The following is a 13915-nucleotide window of genomic DNA, read 5'->3' on the forward strand; positions in this document are numbered from 1 at the left end:
TGGCTTACCTTTGCAGCCCTTCAAAAAAGCGTTAAAATGGAAAATTTCTTGTACGTCGTACCGGTTCTGGGTGTCGTCGGTCTTCTGTATATGGCCCTGAAAGCCAAGTGGGTAACCGCGCAAGATGCCGGTGATTCCAAGATGCAGGGCATCGCCACCGCCATCGCCGAAGGCGCCATGGCCTTTTGCGTGCAGAATACCGGATCCTGGCCATCTATATGGTGATTGCCGGTACCGCGTTGGGAATTCTGTCTCAAATCGTTGAGTCCTCGCACATCCTGATCGTACTTTCCTTTGTGATCGGCTGCATCTTCAGTGCATTGGCCGGTTTCATCGGAATGCGCATCGCGACCAAAGCCAACGTTCGCACCACGCAGGCCGCCCGCACTTCGCTGGCCCGGGCCTTGAATGTCTCCTTTTCCGGCGGACTCGTTATGGGACTCGGCGTTGCCGGCCTTGCGGTACTCGGCTTGAGCCTCTTGTTCATCTTCTTCTATCAGTACTTCATGAATGGCCAAATGGCCGGCTACGAGCAAATGACCCAGGTGCTCGAAGTACTAGCCGGATTCTCGGTCGGTGCGGAATCGATCGCGCTGTTCGCTCGCGTCGGTGGTGGAATCTATACCAAAGCCGCTGACGTTGGCGCAGACCTCGTCGGCAAAGTGGAAGCGGGTATTCCCGAAGACGATCCCCGCAATCCGGCCACGATCGCTGATAACGTTGGCGACAACGTCGGTGACGTTGCGGGTATGGGAGCCGATCTCTTTGGTTCGTATGTAGCAACGGTGCTTGCGTCGATGGTGCTGGGCAACTACATCATCCGCGATATGGGCGGCATCGAAGACGCTTTCGGCGGGATCGGTCCGATCCTCCTTCCGTTGTCCATTGCCGGTGTCGGTATTCTCGCATCGATCCTCGGTTCTTTCTTCGTACGGGTTGCCGACAATGCACAGGCCAACACTGACACCGTGCAGTCGGCCCTGAACAAAGGCAACTGGTTTTCCATCCTGCTGGCCGTAGTAGCTTCTTTCTTCCTGATCCGGCTCATGCTTCCTGAAACGATCACGATGAGCGTGTTCAACGCAGGAGAGTTCAGCGAGATGACGACCACGTCCATGAACGTCTTCTGGGCGGTCGTGATCGGCATGTTCGTCGGCGGCGCCATTTCCTACATCACCGAATTCTACACCGGACTCGGCAAGAAGCCGGTCCTTTCGATTGTCCAGAAATCCGCTACCGGCGCGGCAACCAACATCATCGCGGGTCTCGGCACCGGTATGCTTTCGACAGCCATGCCGGTCATCCTGTTCGCCGGAGCGATCTGGGGCGCTTACCTGCTGGCCGGTTTCTACGGTGTGGGTATCGCCGCCTCCGCCATGATGGCGACCACGGCTATGCAGCTTGCCATCGATGCATTCGGACCGATCGCCGACAACGCCGGCGGTATTGCCGAGATGAGTGAACTTCCTTCCGAGGTACGCGAGAAGACAGACGTACTCGACTCGGTGGGCAACACCACTGCCGCTATCGGTAAAGGGTTTGCCATCGCTTCCGCGGCACTGACGGCTCTTGCACTGTTCGCCGCATACGTGACGTTCACGGGCATCCAGGGCATCAACATCTTCGACGCGAAGGTGCTTGCCGCGCTCTTCATCGGAGGCATGGTGCCGGTCGTCTTCTCCGCGCTTGCCATGAATTCGGTTGGCAAAGCTGCCATGGACATGGTGAACGAAGTTCGTCGCCAGTTCCGGGAGATCCCGGGGATCCTCGAAGGAACCGGAAAGCCGGAGTATGGTCGTTGTGTACAGATCTCCACCGCCGCCGCTCTTCGTGAGATGATGCTTCCGGGTATCATCACTATTGTCACGCCGATCATCATCGGCCTCGTCATGGGTCCTGAAGCGCTGGGCGCTTATATGGCCGGTGTAACGGTGAGTGGTGTCCTTTGGGCTATTTTCCAGAACAATGCCGGCGGCGCCTGGGACAATGCCAAGAAGTCGTTTGAAAAAGGTGTTGAGATCAACGGCCAGACTTATTACAAGAAATCCGAGCCCCACAAAGCGGCTGTAGTCGGTGATACGGTTGGTGATCCTTTCAAGGATACTTCCGGCCCTTCGATGAACATCCTGATCAAGCTGAGTTCACTGGTCGGCTTAACCATCGCGCCGCTGATTGCCGTAAACGGCGGCGGTCATGGCGCCGGTATGGGCGACGATTGCTGCAAGGCGAAAACCGAATGTCACGGTGAGATGAAATCCTGCGACGGCATGCAGTCGGAGTGCGCGATGGATTCCCTGGGCAACTGCGTGATCGATTCCACGACCTGTGCGCAGTGGATGGCGGAAGGCAAACTCGACAGTACGGATTGTGTCATGACCGAGAACGGCAAGTGCCACGTCCGTCAGGCCGCTTGTATGAGCGTTTGCAAATCGAACGGTTCCGGTTGTCACGGCGAAGCCAAGGCCTGTGACGATGCTTGTAAAAAGCGTTGCGAAGAAAAAGGCATCGATTGCGGAAACGGCAAAGCATGCCCTGAGCATCAAGCTGCCTGTGACGAGGCCTGCATGAAGGCCTGTAAAGAAAAAGGCATGGATTGCGGACACGGAAAAGCTTGTCCGGCAAAAGATAGCCACCACGATTGCGCATCCGGTTGCGATGCCGCCTGCATGAAGAACTGCGAACAAAAAGGCATGAATTGCCATGGCGGCGGCCAATGCAGCGAAGCCTGCATGAAAGCCTGCGAAGCCAAAGGCATCAAATGCGGAAGCGGAACGCCTTGTCCGGAAAAGAAATCCGATTGCTGCAAGAAGTAACTTTCAACCAGCATTAAAAAAAATGTCCGCCAATGGCGGACATTTTTTTTGCAATCACTTCTTTCGTTCGAAGAGCGTAAAGGTACAGGGGTACTCGTTCTTTTCATCCGCAGGAAAACGCTCTTCCCTGATGACCTGCCACTGGTCGGGATCCAGATCGGGAAAATGGGTATCGCCGGTAACCTGACAATGAACGCGTGTATAGTAGATCCGATCCGTGACAGGCAAAGCGGCCCGGAATATCTCGCCTCCGCCAAAAATGAACGACTCCGAATCTGTCTGACTCACCTCGATCGCCTTGTCCAGTGAACCCACCACGATACAACCCGGAACCTGTAAATCCCTGCTACGACTGATAATCACCGTGGTACGGCCCGGTAAAGGCCGACCAATGGACTCATAGGTTTTTCTGCCCATGATGAGGTGGTGTCCCATGGTGATGGCTTTCACGCGCTGGAGGTCACCCGATAACCGCCAGGGCAACTTGTTCCCGGTACCGATCACGCCATTCTCCGAGGCTGCAACTATGATGGATAAGATCATCGTGACAACAGGATCAAACGGCTACCGCCGCTTTGATGTGAGGATGAGGATCGTAGTTTTCGATCACCAGGTCTTCAAAACGGAACGCGAAGATATCTTTCACCTCGGGGTTGAGCCGGAGCGTCGGTAAGGGACGCGGCTCACGGCTGAGTTGGAGCCGGACTTGTTCAAAGTGATTCGTATAGATATGGGCGTCACCCAGTGTATGGACAAAATCACCTACCTGCAGATCGCAAACCTGCGCGACCATATGAACCAGGGCGGCATAGGAAGCGATGTTGAACGGAACACCCAGGAAGGAATCCGCACTACGTTGATAAAGCTGACAGGACAAGCGACCGTTGGCGACGTAAAACTGAAACAGCAGGTGGCAGGGGGGTAATTTCATTTTATCGATCTCCCCGACGTTCCAGGCGCTGACGATGAGTCGGCGTGAGTCCGGATTCTTGCGGATCTGATCGATCACCTGGCTGATCTGATCAATGACACGACCATCCGTCGCCTTCCAGTTCCGCCACTGAGAACCGTAGACAGGACCCAGGTCGCCGTTGGCATCCGCCCATTCGTCCCAGATCGTCACCCCGTTCTCCCGCAGATACCGGATGTTGGTCTCTCCCTTGAGAAACCACAAGAGTTCATGAAAAATGGACCGGGTGTGGAGCTTCTTGGTCGTTACCAGGGGAAATCCTTCCTGCAGGTTGAACCGCATCTGGTATCCGAAAACGGAACGTGTACCTGTACCGGTACGGTCCTGTTTATCGGCACCATGTTCCATGATGTAGCTGAGTAGCTCGTGATACTGTTTCATCCTGCGGTAAAGATACGCACCAACAGCGGGTCTGCTGTTGCTGTTGAAAAGAAGCCCCCGCCCGGGACCGACCCGTTTGTTTCTTCGTCAATTCGACTAACTTTCGACCTCAAATCGATTCCTATGGGCATCAAGCTGCGACTGACCATTCTCAACTTCCTCCAGTTCTTCGTGTGGGGATCCTGGCTGATCTCGATCGGCGGGTATCTGTTCGGCTCCCTGCATTTCAGCGGAGAGCAGATCGGACGTGTCTTCTCTACCCTGGGCATTGCCTCGATCATCATGCCGGCCATTACGGGAATCATTGCTGACAAATGGATCAACGCCGAACGGCTGCTCGGTATTTGCCACCTGCTGGGGGCGGGCATGTTGTATTGGGCTTCCACCGTTACGGATCCCGACACCTTTTTCCTGGTCATGCTCCTGAATTCGTTCTTCTATATGCCCACCATTTCGCTCAACAATACCGTGTCCTACATCGTATTGGAAAGCAACAAGTACGATATCATCAAAGTATTCCCACCGATCCGGGTCTGGGGAACGGTGGGCTTCATTGTTGCCATGTGGACGGTGGACCTGGCCGGCTGGAAGTCGAACAACATGCAACTGATCTTTTCCAGTGTTTCAGCGCTCTTTCTCGGACTTTACGCATTCAGCATTCCGGCCTGTAAGCCCTTGCGGGCGAATAACGGTTCCTCGCTTGCCAGTAAGCTCGGTCTGGACGCATTCGTCCTCTTCAAAGACCGGAAGATGGCGATCTTCTTCTTCTTTTCCATGTGCCTTGGTGCCGCCTTGCAGATCACCAACGCTTTCGGCGGTGCCTTCCTCGACAGCTTCCAGTCGACCTTCCCCGACACCTTCGCCGTTCAACATCCGATCCTCTTGCTCTCCATTTCGCAGATCTCCGAAACACTGTTCATCCTGACCATACCTTTCTTCCTGAAGAAATTCGGCATTAAGAAGGTCATGTTGATGAGTATGTTCGCCTGGGTTTTCCGCTTCGGCTTGTTCTCCATCGGCAATCCCGGCAGCGGACTACCTTTGCTGATTCTATCGATGATCATCTACGGCATGGCGTTCGACTTCTTCAACATCTCCGGGTCGTTATTCGTCGAGAAAGAAGCGCCGCAGAGCATGCGCGCCAGTGCTCAGGGACTGTTCATGTTCATGACCAACGGCATCGGCGCGATGATCGGCGGCTATGGCAGCGGACTCGTGGTGGATCATTATACGTTGAACGGCGTCAGCGACTGGCCCAGCATCTGGATGGTTTTCACCATTTATGCCCTGATCCTCGGGCTGATCTTTCCATTCGCCTTCAAGTACAAGCACGAAACGGGTGCCGTTACCGAAGTCCGTCACTGAACCGCTTCATCGAAATAAAAAAAGCAGCCTGTCCGGGCTGCTTTTTCATTTTCATGAATGCTGATCAGTTGCTCTTTCGTTTGTTCAACTCGTCCCGGATACGGGAGGCGCGTTCGTAGGCTTCCTCTTCGAGCGCTTTCGTGAGCATCTCGTTCAATTCGTCCGTGCTGGCTGCGGACAATTCGCCTTCCGACAATTTCGTGGTGGTCACCGCGGGTTTCTCCACTACCTGTTGCTCTTCTCCGCCTTCAGCGCTCTCGTCAACGATGATGCCGGCGGTAGAGAGGATGAACTCGTATGTGTAGATCGGACAGCCGAAGCGAACCGCGATGGCGATGGCGTCGCTGGTGCGGGCATCGATCTCCATCCGTTTTTCACCGTTGTTGCAAATGAGCTTTGCATAGAACACGCCTTCGAGCAGGTTGAAGATGATGACCTCTTCGACGTCGATGTCGAACGATCCGGCCATGGACTTGAACAGATCGTGGGTCAACGGCCGGGTGGGCGTCATGTTTTCGAGTTCGATCGCGATTGCCTGCGCTTCGAACGCGCCGATGATGATCGGCAACCGGCGCTTCCCTCCTTCTTCACCCAATACCAAAGCATAGGCCCCGCTTTGCGTCTGGCTGTAGCTGAGGCCGATGATGTCCAGTTTTATTTTTTTCATAGAAAAGCTGGAGCTGGTACCCCGGCATTACCTAAACGAATATAAGAAAATTCTCCTGAGTTCTGGGTGAAACGAATCAATTCTGGCTTGCTTTGAACGTCTTGGCAGCCTCGATGAGCTTCGGCACTACTTCGAACGCGTCTCCGCAAATTCCATAATCCGCCGCTTTGAAGAACGGGGCTTCAGGGTCCTTATTGACAACAACAATCACTTTCGACGAACTGACTCCGGCCAAATGCTGGATGGCTCCGGATATACCGACAGCAATGTACAGATTCGGCGAGATGGCGATACCGGTCTGCCCCACGTGCTCACTGTGCGGGCGCCAGCCGGCGTCGGAAACCGGTTTGCTGCAAGCAGTAGCTGCACCCAATACGTCAGCCAACTGCTCGATCATTCCCCAGTTCTCCGGTCCTTTCATTCCGCGTCCGGCGGAGACGACGAGTTCAGCGTCGGGCAGGGAAACTTTATCGGTAGCGCGAACCGTTTCTTTCACCTGCAAGGCAAAGTCGCTGTCGGGAACAGCAGGCGTAAACACTTCTACAGTACCGGCAGCAGCGGCCTCCACTACCTTATAGGAATTCGGCACCAGGCTGATGACCTTGCTCTCGGAGACAACTTCCACGAAGGCGTAGGCCTTGCCCGAGTAAGCACCCTTTTTTACGATGAACGCACCATCCATTTGCGGAAGATCGATCGCGTTATCGGCATAACCTGCACCGAGTTTCACTGCAACCCGTGGAGCGATGGCCTTACCGGAAAAACTGGCCGGCACCACTACGATCTTCGCTCCGGCCGATTTCGCGGCTTCGGCGACCACCGTGCTATATGGCTGGATGTTGGTTTGCCTGAGGCGGGCGTCGGTCGCGGATAGTACTTTCGCCGCACCGTATTTGCCCAGGCGGGCAAGTTCTTCCGCGCTGACCTCGCCAATGGACAAGGCCGTGAGTGGCATGCCGAGTTTGCCGGCAATGGCATTGGCATAGGAGACCAGTTCGAAAGCGGATTTCTTGAACCGTCCCTGGAGATTTTCAACGTAAACGAGTACTGACATGATGATCTGCTAAAAGTGATTGGCCGTGGACCGGATCAGATGACTTTTTTCTCTTCGCGAAGGATATCGAACAACTTCGCCGCATCTTCGGCAGCGATCATTTTCACCGCGCTGCGCGGAGCGGGTTTGTCGTATGAGACGGTCCGGACAAGTTGTGGAACTTCCACCGGCTCGACTACCTGCAAGGGTTTCGTACGCGCGGACATGATCCCCCGCATGTTCGGGATCTTCCATTCGGCCATGCCTTCGGAAGCGCCGACTACCAGCGGTGTGGGGCAGGCAACGATCTCTTTACCGCCTTCGATCTCCCGCTCCATCACGACCTGTCCGCCTTCCACTTGCAAACTCTTGGCGGAGGGCACGCAGGGAATACCGAGCATTTCGGCGATCATCGCCGGAACAGTCGCGCCATTGTTGTCTGACGACTCGCGGCCGCACAGGATCATATCGAAGGGATTCTTTTTCACATAGTCGGCGATCTGGGCGGCAACAAAGTAGCTGTCGCGTGGAGCCGCGTTGATCCTAACTCCGTCGGTAGCACCAATTGCCAGCGCTTTCCGGATCGTCGGTTCGGTGGTACCGTCGCCGATGTTGATCACCGTCACCGTACCGCCGGTGGCAGCAAGGTCCACCGCTTTGGATAAAGCGATCTCGTCGTAGGGATTCAGGATGAAGGTCACGCCGGAAGAGACGAACTCTTTGTTATCCGGAGTGAAATTGATCTTCGCCGTGGTATCCGGCACGTTGGAAATACAAACCAGGATTTTCATGATGACACGTCTGTCGTTGGCGGTCGGACGAACCGAACGTCCGGTTAGTTGAACAGCGGATCCGGAATAAGGTTCCGGCAATACTTCGTAATTTCGTACGAAAGGCCGTTTTTCTTCGACCGCTCAGGCGCGCGAAGATAAGGAATTACCCCTTTTGACCACCGGATGTCAACAGACCGAATCCCATTGCTATTGAGCTACTTACAAGACGATCCCCTGGATTGTTTTTCCCGTTATGCATTGGGACTTGAATATTTCAAAATGAACGAGTTAGACAAAGCCTGGGGATGCTTTGACCACTTGTTGAAGCATGCACATGATTACCTGCCGGCGTACTACCAGGCAGGCCAGGTATTGCTCCGGCTGAACCGACCGGGAGAAGCGGCGAAAGCCTTGCGGGAAGGGCTCGTGGTAGCCAGCCAACAACGAGATGAACATACGCGATCGGAATTGCAGGGAGCGTTACTTCAACTGGAAGATCCCGACGAATGATAAACCCGGAATTACCTACTTTTGCCGTCCGCCGAAGTGATCGTGACGAACGATTGCGAAGAACGATAACGCTATGCGCGAATTACAATTCCGAGAAGCCCTGCGAGAAGCCATGAGCGAAGAGATGCGCCGCGATGAGCGCGTCTTCCTCATGGGTGAGGAAGTTGCCCAATACAACGGGGCATATAAAGTAAGTCAGGGTATGCTGGACGAGTTCGGTGAACGGCGTGTGATCGACACCCCGATCGCGGAACTAGGCTTCGCCGGTATCGGTGTCGGAGCCGCGATGAACGGACTTCGTCCCATCATCGAATTCATGACCTTTAATTTTTCACTGGTAGCCATCGACCAGGTCATCAATTCCGCTGCCAAGATGATGAGCATGAGTGGCGGACAGTACCCTGTGCCAATCGTGTTTCGGGGCCCGACCGCCTCGGCCGGCCAGCTTTCCTCCCAGCACAGTCAGGCATTCGAGAACTGGTATGCCAACTGTCCGGGTCTGAAGGTCGTAGTGCCGAGCAATCCCGCTGACGCAAAAGGCTTATTGAAAACGTCCATCCGCGACAACGACCCGGTGATCTTCATGGAGAGTGAGCAGATGTACGGGGACAAAGGCATGGTTCCCGACGGAGAGTACCTCATTCCGATCGGGGTTGCTGAAATCAAGCGCGCCGGTCGTGATGTCACCATCGTTTCGTTTGGAAAGATGATGAAAGTCGCCCTGAAGGCTGCTGAGGAATTGGCGAAGGACAACATCGATGCGGAAGTGATCGATCTCCGCTCCGTTCGGCCGATCGATTACGCAACCCTGATCAATTCCGTGAAGAAGACGAACCGCATGGTGATCGTGGAAGAATCCTGGCCTTTGGCTTCGATCGCTTCCGAACTGGCCTTTGCCGTGCAGCGTCACGCGTTTGACCATCTCGACGCGCCGATCCGACGCGTGATGGGTGGCGACGTGCCGCTTCCTTACGCTCCCACCCTCATCGAGGCCTACCTGCCGAATCCGGCACGTGTGATCGCGGCGGTGAAGGAGGTTTTGTACCTGTGAAAGGGGTTCCGTGTTCCGTGTTTCGTGTTCCGTGTTTTGAGTTTCCTGCCTTCGCTAAAGCTACGGCAGGCGGGCGGTTTTAGGGCTATTAGTCTGTAATTACTAATTACAAATTACTAGTTACTAGTTTCTTTTTTCCCGTCCCCCCTCCTTTCCCTATTTTCTAATCTCCTAATTTTCACTACCTTTGCACCCGCTATTCCATAACTATGTCCAATTTCCCCGAATTGGGGTTGGGCGAAAAGGTGTTGAAAGCCGTAGCTGCACTTGGATTCGAGCAGCCCACACCGATTCAACAACAAGCCATTCCGCTCCTCCTGAAAGACCGCACGGATTTCGTGGGTCTTGCTCAAACCGGTACCGGTAAGACCGCAGCCTTCGGACTGCCTTTGATCGACCGGGTTGATTTCAAATCCCGCGAAACGCAGGCCCTGGTGCTTGCACCGACCCGCGAATTGTGTGTCCAGATCACGACCGATCTAACCAAGTTCAGTCAGTTCGAACCCGCTGCGCACATCGTGGCCGTTTACGGCGGCGCGAACATCGGAACCCAGATCCGTCAGTTACGCCAGGGCGCACAGATCATCGTCGCTACTCCGGGTCGCCTGATCGACCTGATCGGCAAAGGCGCGGTGGACCTGGAAACCATCCGCTTTACCATCCTCGACGAAGCGGACGAAATGCTGAACATGGGTTTCCAGGAAGACATCACCGAAATCCTGTCGCATACACCGGAAGATAAGAATGTCTGGTTGTTCTCGGCGACGATGCCGCGGGAAGTCCGTTCGATCGCCGAAGAATACATGCGCGACCCCGTCGAGCTGACGATGGGTCGTCAGAACGAAGCTGCCAACAACCTCGAACACCATTACTACGTTGTTCATGAACGCGACCGTTACGCTGCCCTGAAGCGCATACTCGATGCGAGTCCGGGCATCTTCGGCGTGGTGTTCTGCAGGACGAAGATCAATACCCAACAGGTTGCCGAACAATTGATCAAGGACGGATACAACGCCGACGCCTTGCACGGCGACCTGAGCCAGCAACAGCGCGACAAGGTCATGGACCGTTACCGCAACCGCGCTTTGCAAGTGTTGGTCGCGACGGACGTAGCCGCACGCGGTATCGACGTGCGCGACATCACGCACGTGATCCATTACCACCTGCCCGACGAATCGGAAAACTATACCCACCGCAGCGGCCGTACCGCACGGGCCGGTCGATCGGGCCTTTCCCTTGCCTTGGTGAACGTGCGCGAGCTGGACAAAATCCGGCAGATCGAAAAGAAGATCAACGCAAAATTCCACCTGTCACGCATTCCGGACGCGCTGGAGATCGGCGAACAGCAACTGATCAACTTCATCCGTAAAGTTCACGAGGTGGAAGTCGACGAACGCGGTGTGGAAAAATTCACCGAGATCGCGATGCATGAACTGGCGGATCTCAGCAAAGAGGATGTACTGAAGCGCATCATCAGTATGGAGTTCAACCGTTTCATCGATTATTACCGGAACGCTCCCGATCTGAACGTCGACCTGGCGCATCAGGGGAAGCAGCGACAAGACCGGTACCGTTCGAACGGCCCGAAAGTGTTCATCAACCTCGGCACCGTCGATGGATTCGACAAAGGCCGCATGTTGGGATACGTCTGCGACATCACGGGGCTGAAAGGTTCCGACATCGGTCGCATCGAACTGAAGGGGGTTTATTCCTTCATCGAAGTGACCGATGAAAAGATGATCGCCGTGTTCGAACAATCTTTCCAGGGAGAATTCCATCGTGGCCGACCGGTCCGGATCGAACGCACCGGAGGCGAAGAGAGCGGAGGCGGGAAAAGAAATTCGAGCGATTTCAAGGGCAAGGGCAAGCCGGCATTTTCGAAACCTTCCTACGAACAGGATCGTGGTAAGAAAAAAGGTTATCCGAAAAAGGAATACGGCGGAGGAAAGTTGGGCTTCGCGGATAAGAAGACCGGCAAAAACGCCAAGCAGGATAATTACGCCCCAAAAAAAGAAGGATTCTCCATCCCGGAACGCAAGTATTCCGGCTATGGCGGCAAGAAATCTGTGAATAAGAACAATAAAAAACAGGGGCGCTGGTAAATAGCCGAATAATCCGGTCGCTTATCTTAGCAGCAGCCTGTAATACATCTGCATGTCTACTTTGAAATTCAGCGGTAATCATTCCGCCTACTACCTCGAACTCAAGAGTAAAGTCGAAGCCTACTTCGCCGAGCACAAAATCGAAATGCATGGCGATTCGCGCAACGTGATCAAGTCGATCGTGTTGCTTTCGGCGTTCCTGACCTGCTACATCCTGCTTGCCTTCGCGATTGTTCCCGGCTGGTGGGCGGCGCCGATCTGTGTCCTTTTCGGCATTGTTACTGCCGGCATCGGCTTCAACATCATGCACGACGGCGGTCACGGTAGCCTATCGGCCAACCCGGCCCTGAACAAGCTTGCAGCCTTGTCGCTCAACCTGCTCGGCGGAAGCTCCTTCTTCTGGAACATCAAGCACAACGTCATCCACCACACCTACACGAACATCGACGACCACGACGACGATATTCTGATCGAGCCATTCTTCCGGATGACGAAGGCGCAAAAGAAGATCGGCATCCATCGTTGGCAGTACATCTATTGGCCGCTGGCCTACGGCACGATGTACCTGGCCTGGGTTTTCATCCTCGACTTCAAGAAGTATTTTTCACGCCAGATCGGCCAGCGCGACAACATCAAGCTGCCGTTGCAGATGCACATCGGATTCTGGCTGACCAAGATCCTGTATGTACTGTTCTATGTCGTGTTGCCGCTGCAGTTCCATAGTATCACGGCCTTCCTCATCGGATTCGGGATCTACACCTTCACCACCGGCTTGATCATCAGTGTCGTATTTCAATTGGCTCATGCGGTGGAAGAAGTCAACTTCATCATCCCGGCGGCTGATCAGCATCACCTGGACACCGACTGGGCAACGCACCAGTTGCGCACCACGGCCAACTTCGCGACCGGCAACCGCATCGTTTCCTGGTTCACCGGCGGACTCAACCACCAGGTGGAGCACCATCTATTCCCGCGGATCTCCCATGTGCATTACGGAGCCATTAGTCCGATCGTACGCGAAGTGAGTTCGCGGCACGGATTACCGTACTACGAAGCTCCGAGTGTCCGACACGCGATCCTATCGCACGTGCGGTTTCTGCGTCGGATGGGACGATAAGTCCGATCCAGGCAGACAGGCTGCCATTCATTTTATCGTTCCGAGTCTTTTCTCCAAAGCGGGCAACTGCTTCTTGTACTCTTCCACGTCCCATACCAGGCCGAAGTTCAACAGGTAGTCGGAGAGCGGGCCCAGTCCCACCTCGGCTCTGCGCTGATCGACCTGATCGGGATCTTCTAGCGGAGACAGGTATTTCTCGCCCGTCTCCGGATCAAGACCGATCTGGCTACCATAGCGTTGTCGGCCACCTTTCCGCAGTGCAACCCGGTCTTCCAGCAATGCAAGGCTTGATCCGCTGGCTTTCCCGGCCCTTACGGCTTCGCGCATCATGGGCAGGTACTTTTCCTGTACCGGAAGGTCGGCATGCTGAATGACCAGGAAGAGCGCCTGACTTCCTTCTGCTCCTACCAGGTCGGAGCCCAGCCAACCGCGCGTCTCCAGCACCGCGATCACTTTCTCCTGATTCACCGAATCGTGGAACTGGATGCTCCTCCATAGCGAGTCCATTTGTTTGGAGCCTGCGCCGTATCTGCGTTCCACCTCCGCGATCATTTGACGACCGGCCTGGTCTTGCTCAAAGACGGAATCGAGCATGGGCGCCAGGACCGGATCGAGTTTTGCTTCTGCGGCCTTTTTATTCGCCTCGACACGGCTGATCAATTGTTGCCATCGTTCATCCTGATGGATGGGCTGCAGGTCCGGATCCGTCGTGAGATGCCCCAGGTTGGTATAGTTCGCTTTTTCCGCGAGTCGAAAGAGGTGATAGAATGCGGAGTCCGGTCGCCCGGCCAGGGACCAGCTACAGGCTGCATTGTAGCGATCATCGAGGAGTCCTTTCCCATCGAGTGCGGCAAATGCCTGATCGTAGGCACGTGCGGAAGCCAGAAAATCTCCGGTCATATACAATTGCTCCGCTTTTCGCTTCCACTCGTTGTACACCGCATTTTGTGCAGACATGGTGGACGGTGGGAGCAGGAGTAAAAAGATTACCAGGCGGGTCAGCAAGGAAACGGTTACACGCAGTTTCATGATCAAATGTACAGGATACGGTACCAGCTTCGGGCAGGGTGTATTTCCCAACATTCCACCCCGGACCCCCTCATTTTTCAAATACTCCTTCCAAAAAAGCAGGC

11 protein-coding genes and 1 pseudogene are annotated in these 13915 nt (G+C 54.8%); 6 read left to right on the forward strand and 6 right to left on the reverse strand.

From position 1 onward, the window contains the following. Positions 1-36 precede the first annotated feature (36 nt). Positions 37-2813, forward strand: a pseudogene (locus IPJ96_12720) (sodium-translocating pyrophosphatase). Between the two features lie 54 nt (positions 2814-2867). Here IPJ96_12720 and IPJ96_12725 read toward each other — a convergent pair. After that, positions 2868-3356, reverse strand: coding sequence for a dihydrofolate reductase (locus IPJ96_12725; protein ID MBK7911192.1), 489 nt, complete (start codon positions 3354-3356; stop codon positions 2868-2870). A gap of 13 nt (positions 3357-3369) precedes the next feature. Further along, complete coding sequence (locus IPJ96_12730) at positions 3370-4164, reverse strand: thymidylate synthase (protein MBK7911193.1); 795 nt, start codon at positions 4162-4164, stop codon at positions 3370-3372. Between the two features lie 123 nt (positions 4165-4287). Between IPJ96_12730 and IPJ96_12735 the strand changes: the two genes are divergently transcribed. After that, the gene (locus IPJ96_12735) at positions 4288-5529 is read left to right on the forward strand and encodes a nucleoside permease (GenBank protein MBK7911194.1); all 1242 of its coding nucleotides are present in this window, start codon (positions 4288-4290) and stop codon (positions 5527-5529) included. Positions 5530-5593: 64 nt separating this feature from the next. Here IPJ96_12735 and IPJ96_12740 read toward each other — a convergent pair whose 3' ends face one another. From IPJ96_12740 to IPJ96_12750, 3 genes are all read right to left on the reverse strand, one after another. After that, complete coding sequence (locus tag IPJ96_12740) at positions 5594-6196, reverse strand: bifunctional nuclease family protein (protein ID MBK7911195.1); 603 nt, start codon at positions 6194-6196, stop codon at positions 5594-5596. 76 nt (positions 6197-6272) lie between these two features. After that, positions 6273-7250, reverse strand: coding sequence for an electron transfer flavoprotein subunit alpha/FixB family protein (locus IPJ96_12745; GenBank protein MBK7911196.1), 978 nt, complete (start codon positions 7248-7250; stop codon positions 6273-6275). Between the two features lie 35 nt (positions 7251-7285). After that, positions 7286-8020, reverse strand: coding sequence for an electron transfer flavoprotein subunit beta/FixA family protein (locus tag IPJ96_12750; GenBank protein MBK7911197.1), 735 nt, complete (start codon positions 8018-8020; stop codon positions 7286-7288). 261 nt (positions 8021-8281) lie between these two features. On the opposite strand from IPJ96_12750, the gene IPJ96_12755 reads away from it, so the two are divergent. The 4 genes from IPJ96_12755 to IPJ96_12770 all read left to right on the forward strand — a co-directional run bounded on the left by IPJ96_12755 (position 8282) and on the right by IPJ96_12770 (position 12782). Further along, on the forward strand, positions 8282-8512 hold the full coding sequence (locus tag IPJ96_12755) for a hypothetical protein (protein ID MBK7911198.1): 231 nt from the start codon (positions 8282-8284) through the stop codon (positions 8510-8512). Between the two features lie 73 nt (positions 8513-8585). Further along, positions 8586-9563: a pyruvate dehydrogenase complex E1 component subunit beta gene (locus IPJ96_12760; GenBank protein MBK7911199.1), complete on the forward strand. Its 978-nt coding sequence runs from the start codon at positions 8586-8588 to the stop codon at positions 9561-9563. Positions 9564-9772: 209 nt separating this feature from the next. Further along, positions 9773-11665 (forward strand): DEAD/DEAH box helicase, encoded by a 1893-nt coding sequence (locus IPJ96_12765; GenBank protein MBK7911200.1) that lies wholly within the window; start codon positions 9773-9775, stop codon positions 11663-11665. Between the two features lie 52 nt (positions 11666-11717). Further along, positions 11718-12782 (forward strand): acyl-CoA desaturase, encoded by a 1065-nt coding sequence (locus IPJ96_12770; GenBank protein MBK7911201.1) that lies wholly within the window; start codon positions 11718-11720, stop codon positions 12780-12782. Positions 12783-12809: 27 nt separating this feature from the next. Here IPJ96_12770 and IPJ96_12775 read toward each other — a convergent pair whose 3' ends face one another. Beyond that, on the reverse strand, positions 12810-13811 hold the full coding sequence (locus tag IPJ96_12775; protein ID MBK7911202.1) for a hypothetical protein: 1002 nt from the start codon (positions 13809-13811) through the stop codon (positions 12810-12812). Between the last annotated feature and the right edge of the window lie 104 nt (positions 13812-13915).

The organism is Bacteroidota bacterium, from assembly GCA_016713765.1.
GTDB classification, from domain to species: Bacteria; Bacteroidota; Bacteroidia; order AKYH767-A; family 2013-40CM-41-45; genus Pollutiaquabacter; species Pollutiaquabacter aromativorans.

Coding starts and splice junctions, on each gene's coding strand:
- IPJ96_12725 (MBK7911192.1), bottom strand. CDS start 3,356: ATGATCTTATCCATCATAGTTGCAGCCTCGGAGAATGGCGTGATCGGT.
- IPJ96_12730 (MBK7911193.1), bottom strand. CDS start 4,164: ATGAAACAGTATCACGAGCTACTCAGCTACATCATGGAACATGGTGCC.
- IPJ96_12735 (MBK7911194.1), top strand. CDS start 4,288: ATGGGCATCAAGCTGCGACTGACCATTCTCAACTTCCTCCAGTTCTTC.
- IPJ96_12740 (MBK7911195.1), bottom strand. CDS start 6,196: ATGAAAAAAATAAAACTGGACATCATCGGCCTCAGCTACAGCCAGACG.
- IPJ96_12745 (MBK7911196.1), bottom strand. CDS start 7,250: ATGTCAGTACTCGTTTACGTTGAAAATCTCCAGGGACGGTTCAAGAAA.
- IPJ96_12750 (MBK7911197.1), bottom strand. CDS start 8,020: ATGAAAATCCTGGTTTGTATTTCCAACGTGCCGGATACCACGGCGAAG.
- IPJ96_12755 (MBK7911198.1), top strand. CDS start 8,282: ATGAACGAGTTAGACAAAGCCTGGGGATGCTTTGACCACTTGTTGAAG.
- IPJ96_12760 (MBK7911199.1), top strand. CDS start 8,586: ATGCGCGAATTACAATTCCGAGAAGCCCTGCGAGAAGCCATGAGCGAA.
- IPJ96_12765 (MBK7911200.1), top strand. CDS start 9,773: ATGTCCAATTTCCCCGAATTGGGGTTGGGCGAAAAGGTGTTGAAAGCC.
- IPJ96_12770 (MBK7911201.1), top strand. CDS start 11,718: ATGTCTACTTTGAAATTCAGCGGTAATCATTCCGCCTACTACCTCGAA.
- IPJ96_12775 (MBK7911202.1), bottom strand. CDS start 13,811: ATGAAACTGCGTGTAACCGTTTCCTTGCTGACCCGCCTGGTAATCTTT.